The sequence below is a fragment of the Pseudomonas sp. M5A4_2d genome (assembly GCF_053345295.1).
This window is the reverse complement of sequence record NZ_JBKEZW010000010.1, coordinates 202,434-219,570: the sequence shown is the minus strand read 5'-3', so window position 1 is coordinate 219,570 and position 17,137 is coordinate 202,434. Positions and strand designations below refer to the sequence as shown.

Sequence of the window (17,137 nt, the reverse complement as noted above, 5' to 3'; positions counted from 1 at the left end):
GCGCTCGAACGAGGTGGCCGAAGGTGCTGGAACTCTAGCCGATACCGAATGACGATGCGGCATGTACTTGAGGGCAATAGTCTTGCTCGCCGGGATGGGTAGCCAGCAGGCCGGCGTTTTTCAGCACCGGCTGGGGTTCCCTGGTGGCGTCCCGGTCAGGGTTGCCAGACGGTCTTTTCCCCACTGAGTTTACGGTCCAGAAAGGTCGCTGCGCTGATCAGCGCCAAGTGGCTCAGCGCCTGGGGTGTATTGCCCAGATGCCGGGCCTGGCTGTCGAACTCCTCGGCGTACAAACCCAGGGGGTTGGCATAGCGCAGCAGTTGTTCGAATTCCAGGTGGGCTTTCTCGACTTGACCGGCCCGCGCCAGGCACTCGACGTACCAGAACGAGCAGGCGGCGAACGCGCCCTCGGTGCCTTGCAAGCCGTCAATCTGGCTGTCATCGTTGCGGTAGCGATAAACCATGCCGTCACGCACCAGGCTTTTCTGGATCGCCTCCAGTGTCGACAGCCAGCGTGGGTCAGTGGCCGCGACGAAGCGCACCAGCGGCATCAGCAACATCGAGCCATCAAGGGCGGTGCTGCCGATATGTTGCACGAAGTGCCCGCGCTCTTCATTCCAGAAGTTGCTCCAGATATCGGCATAAATCGCCTGCCGTGTCTGGTCCCAGCGTGCGAACGGGGCGGGCAGCGAGCGTTTGGAGGCCAGGCGGATTGCGCGGTCCAGCGCCACCCAGCACATCAGGCGTGAGTGCAGGAAGTGATGCTGCTCGCCGCGCATTTCCCAGATGCCGACGTCCTTCTGATTCCAGATTTCGCAAACCTGGTCGGCGACTTCCACCGTGTGTTTCCAGCCTTCGTGGGAGATGGCTTCACCGTATTTGTTAACCAGGTACACCGCGTCCATCAGCTCGCCGTAGATATCCAGCTGGATCTGGTCGAAGGCCTCATTGCCGACGCGCACAGGCTTGGCGCCGCCATGCCCGCTGAAGTGGTCCAGCTCGGTTTCCGGCAGTTCCTGGCGACCGTCAATGCCATAGAGGATGTTGATTTTGGTCGGCTGGCCGCAGCAGTCACTGACCCGGCCTTTGAGCCAGCGCATGTAGCTGTTGGCTTCCTCGATAAAGCCCAGGCGCATGAACGCGTAGACGGTAAACGAGGCGTCGCGGATCCACGTGTAGCGGTAGTCCCAGTTGCGTTCGCCGCCGGGTGTTTCCGGCAGGCCGAAGGTGGCGGCGGCGATGATGGCGCCGTGTTTGCGTGAGGTCAGCAGCTTGAGGGCCAGGGCCGAGCGGTTGACCATTTCGCGCCAGCGCCCGCGGTAATTCGACTGCGCGATCCAGCCGCGCCAGAACTTCAAGGTGCGCTCCAGGTACAGGTCGGTACAGTGGTTGGTCACGCGCGGATCGTCCTCGCCGCCCAATACAAATTCGGCGCCTTCTTCCTGGGTCAGGGTAAAGCTGGCGACTGCCGAATGATCGTCGAGGCTTAACGGGTGGCTGCCGACCAGGCGCAGGCCAGGCTGGCCGTCGGCAGTGAACAGCACGCCGCCCTCGTCGGCCGCGGCGTGCGTTGCCGAGCGGGCATAGTCATGACGCACGGCGCAGCGCAGGTGGATCGTGGCCTTGCCGCTGACAACGCGCACCCGGCGGATCAACAGCGGCAGGTCGTCGATTTCTTCGGTGACCGCCAGCAGGTCGGTGATTTCCACCACCGCCTCATCGCTCAGCCACCGGGTTTGCAGCACGTTGGTGTCGGGCAGGTAGATTTGCTCGCGGCGGGCGTTGGGCAGGTCGGGAGTGAGCTGGAAAGCGCCGGCCTCAGGTGTGTCCAGCAGCGAGCAAAAGATCGACGGGCTGTCGAATTCCGGCCAGCAGAAAAAGTCGATACTGCCGGTGTCATTGACCAGCGCTGCACTGCGCATATCACCGATGATGCCGTGGGCATCAATGGCGCTTTGAGGTTCGTTCTTGAAATCAACCATTGCCACGAAACTCCGGATAAAGGCTCATGCCGCCATCGATGAACAGGGTGCTGCCGACCACGTAATCGGAGGCGTCACTCGCCAGCCAGACCACCGCATTGGCCACGTCCTCCACGTCGCCGACCCGGCCATAAGGAATCAGCTTCAATAACTCCTTTTGCGCCGCGCCTTCCGTGGCCGCACGGTTGATCGCCGTACGAATCGCACCCGGTGCAATGCCATTGATCCGTATGCGCTGCTCGCTGACTTCCTGGGCAAGGGTACGCATCAGCATCTCGACCCCGCCTTTAGAGGCCGCGTAATTCACGTGCCCGGCCCACGGGATGATTTGATGCACCGAACTCATGTGAATGATCTTGCCGGCCGCTCGCGACACGCCTTCGCGCACGCCTTGGCGATTGAAGATACGCACGGCGGCGCGGGCACACAGGAACTGGCCGGTGAGGTTGACGCCGATCACGGTGTTCCAGTCGTCGAGGGTCATGTCCACCAGGTTGGCGTCTTTTTGCAAACCGGAGTTGGCGACCAGAATATCCAGGTGGCCGAAGGCGTCGAGGGTCTGGGCGAACAGGCGTTCCACGTCGGCCTCTTTTGACACATCACCACCGATGGCCACCGCTCGGCCGCCGTCGGCGTTTATCTGAGCGGCGAGGGCTTCGGCGGGTGCCGCCTGGGAATTGTAATTGAGCACCACGGCCGCCCCGGCTTCGGCCAGGGCCTTGGCGGCGCCAGCACCAATGCCGGAACTGGCGCCGGTGACCAGGGCCACTTGTTGTTGCAATGAAATCTGCATCGCCCACCCACCGTTTTATGAGAGTCCTTTCTGCTGACTGACGCGATGGGGCACAAGTTCACCCGGCACCCGCACGCCGGGAATCAATTGCCCCGCTTAATAGGAAGCATTACTATTCACGTCCCGCCTCCCCAGTGCTCTCGCGATGATTCCTCAGCCGCCCCGCAGAACAGGCTTTTTCGAGCATTACGAAGAGTTGATCGGAACCTGGACACGTCGCCTGAAAAACCGTCAGCAGGCCGAAGATCTGGCCCACGACACTTTCGTGCGGGTGCTCGAGTCGCGTCCGACCGAGGTTGAGCAACCGCGCGCTTATCTGCATCAAACAGCGCGCAATATCGCCGTAGACGCTTACCGCCGCGAAGACCGCCGTGAAGCGCTGGCGCTGGAAACCTTTGATCAGCGTTCGCCCCACAGCGGCGACCCGGAGCATTTCATGCACGCGATCCAGTTGGCGGACTCCATCGAGCGGGCCTTGGCCGAGTTGCCCGTCAACTGCCGCAGGATTTTCATCTGGCAGAAGATCGAGGGTCTCACCCAGCAGGAAATCGCCGTACGCCTGGGGCTTTCAAAAAACATGGTGGAAAAGTATATGATCCGCACCCTGCGGCATCTGCGTGACCGCCTGGATGCGATGGCCCCATGACCCGCCTTGAAACAGGATCTTCCATGATGGATAACCGTTCTCGCGACGAAGCCGCGCAATGGTTTGTACGCCTGCAAGACGCCGAGTTGAGCGTCGAAGAGCGCCAACGTTTCGACGCCTGGCGCAATGAGTGCCCGGAGCACCAATACGAATTTGACCTGCTGCAAGGCGTGTGGAGCGCCACCGACCTGTTGCCCAAGGCCCGTTTGCAGGCCCTGTGCGATGAGCCGGTCGAGCGCCCCGAGCGCCGGGCAATCTTGCGTTATGCCATCGCCGCCAGCGTGGTCGCCGCTGCCTTGGGGTTGGGACTATTCAGCGCGCTTGATCACACCAAACCCTACAGCGCCGAGTTCAGCACTCGCCTGGGCGAGCATCGCCAGGTGGCCTTGCCCGACGGTTCGATGATGGACCTCAACAGCCGCAGCGTCGTCGCGGTGCACTACGAAAAGGGCCGGCGCGGTGTCGAGCTGAAACAGGGCGAAGCCATGTTCAGCGTCGAACATGACACCCGCCGTCCCTTTATTGTCGCTGCCGGGGCCGGCCAGGTGACGGTCACCGGCACGCGGTTTGATGTGCGCCGCGATGACGACCAGACCCGCGTGGTGGTCGAGGCCGGCACGGTCAAGGTACAGGGGCGCTCGTCGGATCAAATCGTCACGCTTACGGCGGGGCGGGGCACGCATGTTGATCCTCAAGGGCAAGTCGCAGCGGCGTATGCGGTGAATGCCGATGAGCTGACGGCCTGGCGCACCGGCAAGTTGGTGTTCAACAACGCCACCCTCGGCGAAGTGGTGCGGGAAGTATCGCGTTACCGCGAGCAACCGTTGCGGGTCAATACCGCTGCGGTCAGCAACCTGCGCCTGACCAGCGTGTTCAAGTCCAGCGACACCGACGCCTTGCTCAAAGCCTTGCCGCACATCCTGCCGGTCGCGGTGCGCGCCTTGCCGGATGGCAGTCAGGAAATTATTTCACGCTGAGATTCAGGTTTTTTTCGAGTTCTACGTCTTCTTCTGCAACTGCAACTGGTTTGCATTAACAGTCGCGCACTCTTGCGATCACAGGACTAGGTTCGACGTGAAAAAACTCGCCGTGTACAACAATAAAGTGAGCAACACTAAAATCGCCTGCTGGGCTCCACTCGCCCTGGCACTGGCTGTCAGCGCCGCGTTGCCTGCAGCCTACGCTGCCGATGGCATCCATATTCGGGCCCAGCCGTTGGGCGCAGCGTTGAGCCAGCTGGGCCAGCAAACGTCCCTGCAAGTGTTTTTCAGCCCTGAGATGGTTGCGGGCAAACAAGCCCCTGCGGTAGATGGCAATGTCTCGCCCGAACAAGCACTGGGCCAATTGCTGCACGGCAGCGGCCTGGATTATCAGATGGACGCGGGCTCCGTGACCCTGCGCCCGCAGAGCAACGGCACCGGGGAAGCCGGCTCGCCGCTGGAGTTGGGCGTCACCGACATCAAGGTGGTCGGCGACTGGCTGGGCGACGCCAATGCCGAAGTGGTGCAGAACCACCCCGGCGCGCGGACGGTGATCCGCCGCGAAGCAATGGTGGAGCAGGGCGCGATGAACGTCGGTGACGTATTGCGCCGTGTGCCTGGCGTACAGGTGCAGGAAGCCAACGGCACCGGCGGCAGCGACATTTCCCTGAACGTAGGCGTTCGCGGCCTGACCTCGCGCCTGTCGCCACGCTCTACCGTACTGATCGATGGCGTGCCGGCGGCGTTCGCCCCGTATGGCCAGCCACAACTGTCGATGGCACCGATTTCCGCCGGCAACCTGGACAGCATCGACGTGGTGCGCGGGGCCGGCTCCGTGCGTTATGGGCCACAGAACGTCGGTGGTGTGATCAACTTCGTGACCCGCGCCATCCCGGAAAAATTCTCCGGCGACGTCGGCACCACCCTGGAAACTTCGGCCCACGGCGGTTGGAAACACATTGAAAACGCCTTCGTCGGCGGCACCGCGGACAACGGTATCGGCGCAGCGCTGCTGTATTCCGGGGTCAAGGGTGATGGCTATCGCAGCAGTAACAACAGCAACGACATCGACGATGTGATCTTCAAGACCCACTGGGCACCGACCGATCAAGACGATTTCTCGCTGAACTTCCACTACTACGACGCCAGCGCCGATATGCCCGGCGGCCTGACTCAGCAGCAGTTCCGCGCCAACCCGTATCAGTCGGTGCGTGACTGGGACAACTTCAGCGGCCGGCGCAAGGACGTGTCCTTCAAGTACATCCGTCAGATCGACGACCGTACCCAGGCCGAAGTGCTGACTTACTACTCCGACAGTTTCCGCGGCAGCAACATCGCCAACCGCGACCTGAAGACCATCAGTTCCTACCCGCGCACCTACTACACCTTCGGCATCGAGCCACGGGTGTCCCACGTGTTCGACGTGGGGCCGAGCACCCAGGAAGTCAGTCTGGGTTATCGCTACCTCAAGGAAGGCATGCACGAGCAGGCTACCAGCTTGAACCTGGTCAATAACGTACCGACGCCGGGCGGCCAGAACGACGGGCACGTCTACCAGGACCGCACCGGCGGCACCGAGGCCAACGCCTTCTATATCGATAACAAAATCGATATCGGCAAGTGGACCATTACCCCGGGCATTCGCTTCGAAGACATCAAGACCACTTGGCACGACCGCCCGGTAGTCGCCTTGAACGGTGTGCGCACCCAGGAGAAAAATCGCGAGGTCAGCAACAACGAGCCGCTGCCGGCCCTGAGCGTGATGTACCACGTCTCCGACGCCTGGAAACTGTTCGCCAACTACGAAACGTCCTTCGGTAGCCTGCAGTACTTCCAACTCGGGCAGGGCGGTAACGGTGACCAGACCGCCAACGGCCTGAACCCGGAAAAAGCCAAGACCTACGAAATCGGTACGCGCTACAACGACAGCGTCTGGGGCGGCGAAGTGACGCTGTTCTACATCGACTTCTCGGATGAGCTGCAATACGTCAGCAACGACGTGGGCTGGACCAATCTGGGTGCTACCAAACACCAGGGTATCGAAACCTCGGCCCACTATGACCTGTCGCACCTGGACCCACGCCTCGACGGCCTGACCGCCAGCGCCGGTTTCACCTACACCAAGGCCACCTCCGAAGGCGATGTACCGTTCAAGGGCCGCGACCTGCCGCTGTACTCTCGTGAAGTGGCGACACTGGGCCTGCGTTACGACATCAACCACTGGACCCATAACCTGGACGTCTATGCCCAGTCCGGTCAACGCGCGCCAGGCACCGGCACCACTTACATTACCCAGGGCACCGCCGATGGCCAGTACGGGGATATCGCGGGTTATGTGTCGGTTAACGTGCGCAGCGGGTATGACTTCGGTGCGCAACTGTCGAACCTTAAACTGGGTGTGGGTGTGAAAAACGTCTTCGACCAGCAGCACTACACACGCTCCAGTGACAACAATTCCGGCTTGTACCTTGGCGAGCCGCGTACGTTCTTCGTACAGGCAAGCGTCGGGTTCTGACCGGCCGTTGAAATGAAACATCGCAGCTCACGGGCTGCGATTTTTTTGCCTGTTTACCCAGCGGCTACCCACTTGCGTACGGCCTGCGCAGGAACTGTTTTCGCGCGTTTGCCACACAGCCTATAACCAGAGGATTTGATCGTACTGGTCGCTTTTCAGACGCTGAGCCAGGGCCCATACATGACTTCAACTTTGTTTCAATCCGGCCAATCCGCTGGCCGTGGCGCCTTCCACTGCCGGCATATCCTTGCTCGCTCAACATCGGAAAACGTGGACGGGGCATCAGCAGCGCTGCGCAAGGTGCACGCCACCGAAGCGCTGCGAGTGAAAGCCTTTGTGGGCCAGCGCAAATTCCAGGCCCCAGTCGCCGATGATTTTATCCGTGGCCTGCTTGCGCCGGGGCATGCAAGCCAGCCGGATGCCAAGGGGTTGAGGCAAGCCCATTGCGTGTGGGCCGCGCTGACCAATGGCCTCGCCGCCTGGTGGCGTGGGCAAAGGCCAGCTTTAACCGGCGTCTCAGGGTCTTTTTACATGCTGTTATGGGTATTCGCCCGTTGACCGGAACTATTGCACGCCACTAACCACATATCCGCTGCTTGCTGCCCAGGCATCAATTCGATGATTGGGGGCACCTTGATGGTGACTTTCAAGCAAGTACAGATCTGCAACAGGTGGGAGATGACGTATGAAGATTGATGGTGCAATACCGTGCGGGCAGCCAACGACGATGGGCGGGCCAGAGGCCCGTTGGGTTTCGCCGCCACCCGTTTTTCATCCACCTTGCGACGCGCAATACGCAACGCCGGATGTGCCGGTACGACGGCCTGCGTTGTTGCGCGCAGGCCTGTCTTCGCTGCGCCACCAGACGCTGCAGAATGCACCCACTGCTCGCGCGAACACCACACCTCCCGGTCCGACCTCGACGGATAGCCAATTGGCGGGCGAGTTGGAGAGACACTTTGGCGACCTGCATGCGTTCTTGAAAGAAGGTCGCTTGACGCAGTCGTCGCTGCGCCAGATCGCAGCGCAAGCGTTGACGGGAGAGTAATGTGCGGGACCGTATGATTCTGGTGATCAGGGAAATTCTCAATCGCCCGTCGCTGAACGACGCGATCATCGATTGCACGGGGTATATCACCCGCGACAGCTTGAACGCCGCCGCCGCCACGTTACGGGGCAACAGCTCCTCCAGCGCCTTCAGCCAGGACCCTTTTCATGGCCAGGGCAACACCGAGGTCGTGCAGGCTTTACAAGGCTATTTCAAACCATTGAGGGACACGTCCAAAGACCGCACGGTGTTTTTTGAAACCTTTGAATATCTGGACATCGCACTGCTTGAAACCGTGATGAATGACCCCGACGACACCGATTCACGGGGCATGCCCATTCTGGAGCCCGCCACTGGGTTACCCAGGAAGAAGTACAGCGAACACTGCGTGTACACGGCAAAAAACATCATTGAGCGCCCGGGTTTACTACGCTCATTGGAGCGCGCCAATAACACGCGTATGTTTGGTCGCCCCAGGCACGAGGGATGGCTTTGCAACAAAAGCCTGGAGCGCTGGCTGGAACAGCACGCGACACACAAAGCCAGGTAACACCCTGGTCTTGTGCGGTGAGCGGTTTACACCTTGAGAATTTTGCCGCTGATAGCCACGCCGGCCAGCAGCATTGCAATCAGCACAAAGGCGGTGCTCAAGCTGCTGCCGTGAGCGATAAAGCCGATGACTGCAGGGCCGGCGAGAATGCCGGCATACCCCAGAGTGGTGATGGCCGGCACCGCGATATGTTCCGGCATGACCTTCTGTTTACCGACGGCGGTGTACAGCACCGGCACGATATTCGAACAACCGGCACCTACCAACGCATACCCCAGCAATGCAGTTTCCCAGGCCGGGAATAACGTAGCGAGCAACATGCCGGCGGTTGCCAGCGTGCCGCCAATCACGATCACCCGGGTGGCGCCCAGGCGTCGAACGATGGCATCACCGGTCAGGCGCCCCGCAGTCATGGTCAAGGCGAACGCCGCATAACCCAGGCCGGCATAGGCTTCATCGAGGCCGCGCTCGGCGCTGAGGAACACTGCGCTCCAATCCAGCACCGCACCTTCGGCCAGAAACACGATGAAACACAGGCAGCCGATAAACAGCACCACACCGTGCGGTACAGCAAACGCCGGGCCCGAGCTTTCACTGCCGTAGGGCAACAGGTGCGGTCCGGCTTTGAGCAGTGCCGCCGCCATGATGACGATCACCACCAGTGTTGCCTGCAGCGGCGACAAGCCCAGCCCCAGCAACCCGGCCACGCCCGCCGCGCCGACAATGCCGCCCAGGCTGAACAAACCGTGGAAGCCCGACATCATGGTTTTGCCACTGGCGCGTTCAACGATCACCGCTTGCAGGTTGACCGTCGAATCCACACTGCCCAGGCCTGCGCCAAACAGGAACAGCGCGGCCATCAGCAATGGAATCGAACTGACCGTAGCGAGCATTGGCAGCGCGAGGCAGATCATGAGGGTGCCGGCCGTCAGTACGCGTCGGCAGCCATAGCGTGAGGCCAGGGCGCCCGCGACGGGCATGGCGATAATCGACCCAACCCCCAGGCACAACAGCAACAGGCCCAGTGTGCCCTCATTGAGATTTGCGCGCGCTTTGGCATACGGCACCAGCGGCGCCCAGGCCGCGATGCCGAAACCGGCGATGAAAAAGGCGATACGGGTCGACATTTGCTCCAGCCGCCCGGGAACCACGGGCGCTGGGGTGGGGATGGCAGTCATGAAAAATCCTTGGTTTTGCGTTCAACGAACGATGTCCGGCGCGACATCCTTGCACATCAGGCCCTGTCGAGCGAGCCGGGTTCCCTTGGCGATAGGGATTGGCGCGCAGGCGGGGAATTTATTTTTATAGCCTTGGAACGCACTCAAGGGCCGCTACCACACAAAGGCTATCGAGTCTTCAGGCGGTGGTCTGGAAGGTGCGTAATCTGCGCGAGAATGGACGAACCCCAGCTATCTTGCGTTGGATTACCACCTTCCAGCTCACTTCCCACGGGACGACCGTTCTGTAATACGCTGCCGCCAAATGTGAATGCAATTGGACGGATGAGCCGATGAAAATTTTCAGTCAGGTAGCGATATGACCCTGTTCTACGACGCACGGGGCAATATCTATGGCGTGGTCAGTCCGGGCTATTTGCGCAACCGAGGCATTGACGTGCCCGAACGCGCCGACCTGGCCGCGAACACGCGCAAGGATTGGGCTTCGTCGGCTATCGCGTCTGAATGTGGATGGGGCGCGTTGCCGCGTGCAGCGGATGCCAAGGCACACCGCTGCGATGGTTTATTGGTCGGGCCCTTCCAGTCGGCGCCGCCGTTTGACGTATTGATCGTCAATACGGACGGCTCACTTGCCGAGCGCAGTGGTAATGGACTGACGATTTTTTCTCAGTCGCTCACTGATCAAGGCTTGATGACTCAAGGCTGTGAGTTACGGGTGCATCACGACAACGCGGATACCGCGTCACCCCTTGCGACCTATGTGGAACCTGCGGTCTACGAACAGCTTGCAGGATTCTGGCTGGCCCTGGGACAGCCGGAGTTTGGGCCAGCAGCGGTGGGTGCTTGCGGTATCAATTCGGTTGCCATGGGCGCGCGCGAATTCAGTCACGTCGACGCGCTGGCGGCGATCAACCGGCACTGGGCACAAAGCCAGTTTGTCCGTGTCGGTAATCCCCATTGCGTCACGCTCGTCGAGCAAACCTCGGCGTTACCTGACAATCAGTCGATGCTCCACCCCTCACTGTTTGAGCCGCTGCAGGCGATTGCTTTTGCGCCACCAGCCGGGCGCGGCCAACCGTGTTTGGCCGGGGTTAATCTGCAATGGGCCGCTCGGTCTACAGGCAATCAGCTTATCGCGCGCGTGTTTGAGCGGGGTGAGGGGCCTACCGCGTCCTCCGGGACCAGCGCCAGCGCGGTGGCATGCGCAGCGTGGCGGGCGGGTTGGGTCGAGGCAGGGGACGTGGCGGTGGTCATGCCGGGTGGCACGGCGCCGGTACGGTTGCAGAGTCAGGGTGAAACGCTGCTGAGCGTCAGTTTGTTCGGGGCTGCACGCCCGCAAACCTGAATTTGGAAGTGCAGCTGATATCTTTAATAAGTGTCAGCTGTTTCCTTGTCTGTTAGGTAATTTTGTAGAGTTAGTGTGGGAGTGTTCTCGTTGTTGGAGGAGGGTAACTAATCTTTTGTCTTATTCTGTAAAAGACACTTCCGGCTACACCGTACGAAACTTCTTTTTTATCTTTTAAGGGCCGCTTTTCGCCTGGAATCGCTAAGCTTCAACGCATTCAGGCGCTTTTTCCCGGCAGTTAAATCAGCATCCGAAGGGAGAAAGCCTTTCAATCAAATCATTGATGATGGGTAACTTGCGGATGGTTGATACGTTTGCTGTTTCACGTTTCAAATTGATACTTCCAGAAATAAACAACGACTTTCAGGTGCTGGCGTTCAAAGGCCGCGAAGTCGTTAATCAACCCTTTTTCATTAAACTGCAATTAGTCAGTGAAAATCCCTCCCTGGATCTGGAGGCGCTGCTCCACCAGCCCGCCTACCTGGACTTCGGCGAAGCCGATGCCGGGCTGCACGGGCAGGTCTACGCGGTCGGCCGGTATGACCCGGGCGTTCGACTCACCCGGTACCATCTCACTCTGGCCCCCCGCCTGGCGTGTCTTGCCCATCGGCGCGACCAGCGGATTTTCCAACAATGCAGCGTGCCGCAGATCATTGCGGCGGTCCTTGAACACCATGGCATCTTTGCCGACGCCTATGCCTTCGAACTCGGCCCTGTGGTCTACCCGCCACGCACGTTCTGCGTGCAGTACGCGGAAACCGATCTGCACTTTATCCAGCGGTTGTGTGAGGAGGAGGGCATTCATTACCATTTTCGCCACAGCCCGAACAATCATCTGCTGGTGTTCGGTGATGACCAGACTGTGTTTCGGCGCTTGGCTGCGCAGCGCTTTTGCTCGACGGGCGAGCTGGCAGGCGAAGCGAGAGCGATCCGGCGTTTCGACCTGTGCCTGGAAACCCGCACTCGGCAAATGGTGCTTCGCGATCACGACTTCCAGCATCCGTCGCTGCGCCTGCAAGACACGGCCGGCCCTGCATCGGCGCAACCCCTCGAAGACTATCGTTATCCCGCCGGTTTCACCGCTCATGCGCGGGGCCGGCAATTGGCGCGTCGTGGCTTGGAGCGACATCAAAGCGACCGTCATCGCGCACTGGGCAGGAGCGATCAACCGGCGTTAAGCAGCGGCCATTTTCTTGAGCTGTGTGAACACCCCGATCCTTCCTGTAACGACTTGTGGCTGCTCACCTCGGTGCGCCATGAGGGCTATCAACCGCAGGTGCTGGAGGAAGCGGTGTTTGCGGCTGACACATTCCAGGGGTATCGCAACCGATTCACCGCAACACCCTGGCGCGCAGCGCACAGGCCGCCCCTCAAACACCCGAAGCCGACCATCCAAGGCAGCCAAACCGCCACTGTGACGGGGCCGGCAGGCGAGGAGGTGCATTGCGACGCCTATGGCCGGGTGAAGGTGCGTTTTCATTGGGACCGCCTGGACAACACCGACGACAAAAGCAGTTGCTGGGTGCGGGTGGCATCCGGTTGGGCGGGAGATGGCTTTGGCGCAATGCTGATTCCGCGCGTGGGCATGGAGGTATTGGTGACTTTCCTGGAGGGCGATCCCGACCAGCCGTTGATCAACGGTTGCTTGCCCAATGCATTGCACATGCCTGCTTATCCTTTGCCGCAACACAAGACGCGCAGTGTGTTGCGCAGCCGCAGTTCCCAGGGCGGCGCGGGTGCCAATGAGTTGCACCTTGAAGACCGCCACGGCGAGGAACTCATCTACCTGCGCGCCCAACGCGATCTGGAGCAGCGGGTGGGCCATGACAGCCGCTTGGAAGTGGCCGGAGAGCGCCGTGAAATCATTCGGGGGTTAAGCACGGTTCAACTGGAAAACGGGGAGTATCGATCCATTACGGGTGATCGCAAGGCCGAGCTCAAAGCGAACGATCATTTGCACGTGCAAGGTGACAGCCAGACACATATTGGTCAGTCCATGGTCATCGAGGCTGGGCAGCAGATCTACCTCAAGGCAGGCGCCAGCCTGGTCATCGACGCGGGTGCACACCTGAGTTTCAAGGCCGGTGGCGAGCACCTGCTGATCCAGGCGGGTGGCATTTTCAGCAGCAGGCCAATTACCGTCGGTGGCTTGCCTCCCGTGACCAGGCCAGCGAACCCTTTGTGGGCAGCGGGTGTACCGAACATCTCGGCGGCGCAGGGCGCCATTCTGGACATGGCCCGACAGTTGGGCGCGGACTTTTGCCCGGTGTGTGAGCAATGTCGCGAAGGCCGTTGCACTGTCACGCAGAGGGCCGCGTGATGCCGAGTGAGCCAGGCCAGTGGATGGCCCAACAGCACCAGGCGGGGCGCCGACTGTGCCTGATCCTTGACGGTAACTACGACGCACGCCAATCGCTCTTGGCGGGCCGCAATCTGTCGCAGTATTGCAGCCTGTACGGTGAAACAGCCGTGGCCGAGCTGGCAGCGGCAGGCCCCTTTATTCTGCTGCTGGAGCAGGTGGGTGAGCCCGCGCTGGTCGACCTGTTGCAGTATCCAGAGGCGAACTGGGGCTGGCTGGGCAGCCTGCCCGACGATGACCTGTCTGGCGTGGTCCGACACTGGCGCGACCGCCTGGTAGTAGGGGCGGTTGGAAGCCAGACCCTGTATCGCTTTCAAGATAACCGTACCTTGGCCCGCGCTCTGGCCCATCTGCCGAACGAGCATTGGCCGGCGTTCCTCGGCCCACTGATCAGTGTGTGCTATTGGCACGACGGCCATTGGTGCCAGAGCGAAAACCCGGCGCCCGGCGAGTATTCGGTCCCTGTACCTGCACCTTGGTTGAACACGCCCAACCCCCAGGCCGAAGTCATCCTGCACGCCAATATCCTGCGCTACCTGCTGACCGAGCACAGCGAAAGCCTCGCCGCGCTGGTTGAATTCCAAGACCCCCGGGTCTGGCTGGACCAAGTGCTGCAACAAGCCCGTGCCTGGCAATGGCGGGAGCCGCAGCAGCTCGAATTTTTGGTCGTGCACAGGTTGGAAGAGGCGACGCAAAGCAGCGTGATTCGCTGGCAGCCGATGGTGGGCGAGGCGCCAGGTGATCATTTTGAACGGGTGGTGGAGCAGTGGCGAAGGTTGGGAGATACGCATGAGTAGGTTGATACACAGCGTTTGGGTTGCGCTTGGAATGGGATGGCTGTCGGGGTGTGCGATGGGGCCGGTTGATCGCTTTACGCTGGAGGTGGATTTACCGGCGGATTTTGAACTTAAAACTGCTGCTAATTACCGCCCGGCTACAGGTGAGACCTGCACGTTGCCAGTACGTAGAGGCAAGCGACCAGAGCGGAAGGTCTTTTTTACTGAGTTCAGCCCGGTGGCCAACCGGGTGAGTTATGAGCTGCCGTTAAGCGAAACCATTGAAGGTTGCCCTTCGGTGCTGCACAGCGTTCAGTTCGAGTTTTATGGGAAGTGGGGGAAGCGGGACACGGACGTCGGCAGGGATTTTGGGAGTATCGCTATTCGAGATCGCCTGCCAGATGATTTTCCGACCATGCCCGAATCTGGGGTTCAGGTGTTGCAAGGGCAATGTCGATGGCATTTTCGGACGGTGGGCCCATTGCATGCGATCAGGAAAATTTTGCAATGCCATTCGTTGGATGCAATGGGGCTGCCAGAAAAAACAAAGCCGGGCGGTGGCGCTCAACGTGATCAGATCGAGGGTAAAAAACTCCGATTGGTGCTGACTGTTACCAAGCAAGAGTTACCTGCGTTTAGAGACAGATGGATAGCGGTTCCGAGAGGGTGGAAGCGTTGCAGAGGAACGAGTTTCGAAGACCTGACGGGGGCTTGTGGCGGCTTTACTACAGACTTTAAACCCATACAAATGCCGGATGGGCGCATATGTGATGTTTACCCAACGTGCAATGAATAAGGAGCGAGTTCATGAAACTGGACGCATGGAAGCAACCATTTTTCAGTGGGAAGATGCCCGCTTGCGCATTGAAAGGGCACTGGGTGAGTTTTTCTTTGGTAGATGAAACTGGCAGTGGAAAGGCCTATGGCGGGCTTCCATACACCCTTTACGACAGTACAGGATGCCAGTACGACGGCAGATTGAATGGTGAGGGATTTGCAAGACTACAAGGTTTTTACTGCGGTCCGGTCGTACTCAAATTTGATGGTCTGTATTCCGGGGCGCAAGCACCGTATTACCAACTGCGGACTCGCGTTGCGTACGAGCTACCTATCACCGAACTTCAAATTCGCGCCGAGCAGACCAGGTTTTCTACTAAAGATGGCCGGCGTACCGAAGGTAATCCGGCACAGTCGCAAGCAGACAGGTTTTACCAAGTTGAGGTGCGCGATTTGGTTCGCCATGTCGCCCATCTTCCACCGGTGACGCCTCGGACTCATCGCCCCCAACGCCATGCATTGAAAATGATGGCTGACCTGGGATTTGGACCACCTCAACCTGCCTTGTCAGGGGTGGTGTTATTCCCGAATCAGCACTCTGTACTGGAAGTCAGACCGCTGCGAGCACTGCGTCCGATGCTGTCTATTGAGGACAGCTTCTGCGCGTTGAACCTGTATCAATTGGCTCTGATGTCTACTTTGAGTTACTGCGATTTTGGTCAGCAACCGCCCAAGAAACCTATTGACCATGTGTCCTTCCCGCTGGACCCAACGGTTGGAAATCTGTTTGCTGAAAAACTGTCGCTATTTGAGGACGCCTGGCGAGTTGATCCCGAGCAAGTCCAGCGTTTTTATCCGCTTTATCAAGAGGTTCCTTACTCCCTGCGTTTTGAAATCCTTCCCTTCGATCCGGAGCTATACCCACAGAATCGTCCGGCATTGGAGCATGAGCAGGAGCATCCTGCGCGCTTACATTTTTTCGATGATGAAAAGTTCGGTACTGACACTCAAGCTTTCATCACTCACCATGATGAAATAGTCCTGATCGCTGTGCGAGGTACCGCCAGCGGCGCGGACGCACTACGAGACGCAAATGCCCACCAAGTGCCATTTTCCGAAGGTGTTGGCAAAGCCCATGAAGGCTTTTACCAAGCCTATCGAGCGATGCGAGATTTCGTTTTGCACTACCTCGACCTGTTCCACAGCGGCCAACGTATTGTGATTTGCGGCCACAGCCTGGGAGGCGCCATCGCTTTGCTGCTGGCAGAAGGGCTGCGCCGAGTTCCCGGGTCGCAGTACAACATCCTCCTCTACACCTATGGCGCGCCCCGCGCTGCCGATTCGGAATTCGCTGACGGCGCCTCATCCCTGATCCACCACCGCATCGTCAACCACAACGACCCGGTCCCCAGTGTCCCCGCCACGTGGATGAACACCACCGCCAAACTGTGGGTCCCGGGCGCCGTCACGCTCTTCAGTGCTCCCGCAGCAGGCGGCCTGCTGTTTGCGGCGGGCCTGGTACGCGTGGGGGGCAATCCTTACCAGCATCACGGCGAACAACAGCACTTCATGCCGATCAAACTGCCGGACGGTACGCACTCCTCGGTGTTATGGACGCCTGGCTGTGAATCCATCCTGGAGGCCGGCTGTAACCGTGCGGTGCAACTGCATGGCGATATGCCGGGCCGCGACAACCTGCTGAAACAGCTGTTCCAGGCGAACCAGCATTTCATGACCGCCAGCTACATCCCGGCAGCCTGGGCCACTTTGCGTCGCTGGCAACAAACCCTGGATAGCCAGGGGCCTTTGGTCACGCCAAGAGAGTTTGAGTTACTCGACCTTGCGCTCGAAACCATGACTCGACAGTTGCGCAACAAGAACCGCGAACTTGAGCGTCGCCGCCCTGCGAACCAGCGCGGCTATGGACATGAACACAACCAGGCGCTCAACGCAGAAATTGACCGCCTGCACACCAGCCGTCGCCGTCTGGAATCCTTGCGTTGGCGCCGCCTGGAAGCGCGTGACGTGTATGGAAGTCACGCTCAATCCAGCCAGTTGCAGCCCAGCCTGAAACGTTGGTTCAGCCACCGGGAAAACCGTGAATTGGCGCAAATCGCCAGTATTCCTGCACCCATTCAAAGCAGCCCGTTGAACCCGCAACCGTTGGATATCGACTCGATCGTCTAGT

At 59.9% G+C, this 17,137-nt stretch carries 14 protein-coding genes; 11 read left to right on the top strand and 3 right to left on the bottom strand.

Annotated elements, in window-relative coordinates; translation table 11 throughout:
• Positions 1-155: 155 nt before the first annotated feature.
• Complete coding sequence (locus ACLBW8_RS23100; protein ID WP_447806399.1) at positions 156-1,982, bottom strand: glycoside hydrolase family 15 protein; 1,827 nt, start codon at positions 1,980-1,982, stop codon at positions 156-158.
• Positions 1,975-2,775 (bottom strand): glucose 1-dehydrogenase, encoded by an 801-nt coding sequence (locus ACLBW8_RS23095; protein ID WP_064451732.1) that lies wholly within the window; start codon positions 2,773-2,775, stop codon positions 1,975-1,977. The genes ACLBW8_RS23100 and ACLBW8_RS23095 overlap by 8 nt, the downstream gene beginning before the upstream one ends.
• A 145-nt stretch (positions 2,776-2,920) precedes the next feature.
• Between ACLBW8_RS23095 and ACLBW8_RS23090 the strand changes: the two genes are divergently transcribed.
• The 6 genes from ACLBW8_RS23090 (at position 2,921) to ACLBW8_RS23065 (ending at position 8,514) form a co-directional block, all read left to right on the top strand.
• Positions 2,921-3,421, top strand: a complete 501-nt coding sequence (locus tag ACLBW8_RS23090) for a sigma-70 family RNA polymerase sigma factor (RefSeq protein ID WP_447806398.1) — start codon at positions 2,921-2,923, stop codon at positions 3,419-3,421.
• Positions 3,422-3,444: 23 nt separating this feature from the next.
• Positions 3,445-4,398, top strand: coding sequence for a FecR family protein (locus ACLBW8_RS23085; protein WP_447806397.1), 954 nt, complete (start codon positions 3,445-3,447; stop codon positions 4,396-4,398).
• Positions 4,399-4,495: 97 nt separating this feature from the next.
• Positions 4,496-6,916 carry a TonB-dependent siderophore receptor gene (locus ACLBW8_RS23080; RefSeq protein WP_447806396.1) on the top strand — a complete coding sequence of 807 codons (2,421 nt, stop codon included), beginning with the start codon at positions 4,496-4,498 and terminating at the stop codon, positions 6,914-6,916.
• Positions 6,917-7,096: 180 nt separating this feature from the next.
• On the top strand, positions 7,097-7,474 hold the full coding sequence (locus ACLBW8_RS23075) for a hypothetical protein (protein WP_447806395.1): 378 nt from the start codon (positions 7,097-7,099) through the stop codon (positions 7,472-7,474).
• A gap of 127 nt (positions 7,475-7,601) precedes the next feature.
• The gene (locus ACLBW8_RS23070) at positions 7,602-7,964 is read left to right on the top strand and encodes a hypothetical protein (RefSeq protein ID WP_156526268.1); all 363 of its coding nucleotides are present in this window, start codon (positions 7,602-7,604) and stop codon (positions 7,962-7,964) included.
• A gap of 1 nt (position 7,965) precedes the next feature.
• Complete coding sequence (locus tag ACLBW8_RS23065) at positions 7,966-8,514, top strand: type III secretion effector protein (protein WP_447806394.1); 549 nt, start codon at positions 7,966-7,968, stop codon at positions 8,512-8,514.
• A gap of 26 nt (positions 8,515-8,540) precedes the next feature.
• Here ACLBW8_RS23065 and ACLBW8_RS23060 read toward each other — a convergent pair whose 3' ends face one another.
• Positions 8,541-9,692: an MFS transporter gene (locus ACLBW8_RS23060; RefSeq protein ID WP_064451736.1), complete on the bottom strand. Its 1,152-nt coding sequence runs from the start codon at positions 9,690-9,692 to the stop codon at positions 8,541-8,543.
• Between the two features lie 358 nt (positions 9,693-10,050).
• Between ACLBW8_RS23060 and ACLBW8_RS23055 the strand changes: the two genes are divergently transcribed.
• The 5 genes from ACLBW8_RS23055 (at position 10,051) to ACLBW8_RS23035 (ending at position 17,136) form a co-directional block, all read left to right on the top strand.
• On the top strand, positions 10,051-11,037 hold the full coding sequence (locus ACLBW8_RS23055) for a diaminopimelate epimerase (protein ID WP_447806393.1): 987 nt from the start codon (positions 10,051-10,053) through the stop codon (positions 11,035-11,037).
• A 301-nt stretch (positions 11,038-11,338) separates the two neighbouring features.
• Positions 11,339-13,357 carry a type VI secretion system tip protein TssI/VgrG gene (gene tssI, locus ACLBW8_RS23050; RefSeq protein WP_447806392.1) on the top strand — a complete coding sequence of 673 codons (2,019 nt, stop codon included), beginning with the start codon at positions 11,339-11,341 and terminating at the stop codon, positions 13,355-13,357.
• Positions 13,357-14,193: a DUF4123 domain-containing protein gene (locus ACLBW8_RS23045; RefSeq protein WP_447806391.1), complete on the top strand. Its 837-nt coding sequence runs from the start codon at positions 13,357-13,359 to the stop codon at positions 14,191-14,193. The genes tssI and ACLBW8_RS23045 overlap by 1 nt, the downstream gene beginning before the upstream one ends.
• On the top strand, positions 14,186-14,968 hold the full coding sequence (locus ACLBW8_RS23040) for a hypothetical protein (protein WP_447806390.1): 783 nt from the start codon (positions 14,186-14,188) through the stop codon (positions 14,966-14,968). The genes ACLBW8_RS23045 and ACLBW8_RS23040 overlap by 8 nt, the downstream gene beginning before the upstream one ends.
• Positions 14,969-14,979: 11 nt before the next feature.
• Positions 14,980-17,136 (top strand): lipase family protein, encoded by a 2,157-nt coding sequence (locus tag ACLBW8_RS23035; RefSeq protein ID WP_447806389.1) that lies wholly within the window; start codon positions 14,980-14,982, stop codon positions 17,134-17,136.
• Position 17,137 lies beyond the last annotated feature (1 nt).

Bases quoted from the DNA above. Each gene is read 5' to 3' on its own strand.
- ACLBW8_RS23100 (WP_447806399.1), bottom strand. From the start codon at position 1,982: ATGGTTGATTTCAAGAACGAACCTCAAAGCGCCATTGATGCCCACGGC.
- ACLBW8_RS23095 (WP_064451732.1), bottom strand. From the start codon at position 2,775: ATGCAGATTTCATTGCAACAACAAGTGGCCCTGGTCACCGGCGCCAGT.
- ACLBW8_RS23090 (WP_447806398.1), top strand. From the start codon at position 2,921: ATGATTCCTCAGCCGCCCCGCAGAACAGGCTTTTTCGAGCATTACGAA.
- ACLBW8_RS23085 (WP_447806397.1), top strand. From the start codon at position 3,445: ATGATGGATAACCGTTCTCGCGACGAAGCCGCGCAATGGTTTGTACGC.
- ACLBW8_RS23075 (WP_447806395.1), top strand. From the start codon at position 7,097: ATGACTTCAACTTTGTTTCAATCCGGCCAATCCGCTGGCCGTGGCGCC.
- ACLBW8_RS23070 (WP_156526268.1), top strand. From the start codon at position 7,602: ATGAAGATTGATGGTGCAATACCGTGCGGGCAGCCAACGACGATGGGC.
- ACLBW8_RS23060 (WP_064451736.1), bottom strand. From the start codon at position 9,692: ATGACTGCCATCCCCACCCCAGCGCCCGTGGTTCCCGGGCGGCTGGAG.
- ACLBW8_RS23055 (WP_447806393.1), top strand. From the start codon at position 10,051: ATGACCCTGTTCTACGACGCACGGGGCAATATCTATGGCGTGGTCAGT.
- tssI (WP_447806392.1), top strand. From the start codon at position 11,339: ATGGTTGATACGTTTGCTGTTTCACGTTTCAAATTGATACTTCCAGAA.
- ACLBW8_RS23045 (WP_447806391.1), top strand. From the start codon at position 13,357: ATGCCGAGTGAGCCAGGCCAGTGGATGGCCCAACAGCACCAGGCGGGG.
- ACLBW8_RS23040 (WP_447806390.1), top strand. From the start codon at position 14,186: ATGAGTAGGTTGATACACAGCGTTTGGGTTGCGCTTGGAATGGGATGG.
- ACLBW8_RS23035 (WP_447806389.1), top strand. From the start codon at position 14,980: ATGAAACTGGACGCATGGAAGCAACCATTTTTCAGTGGGAAGATGCCC.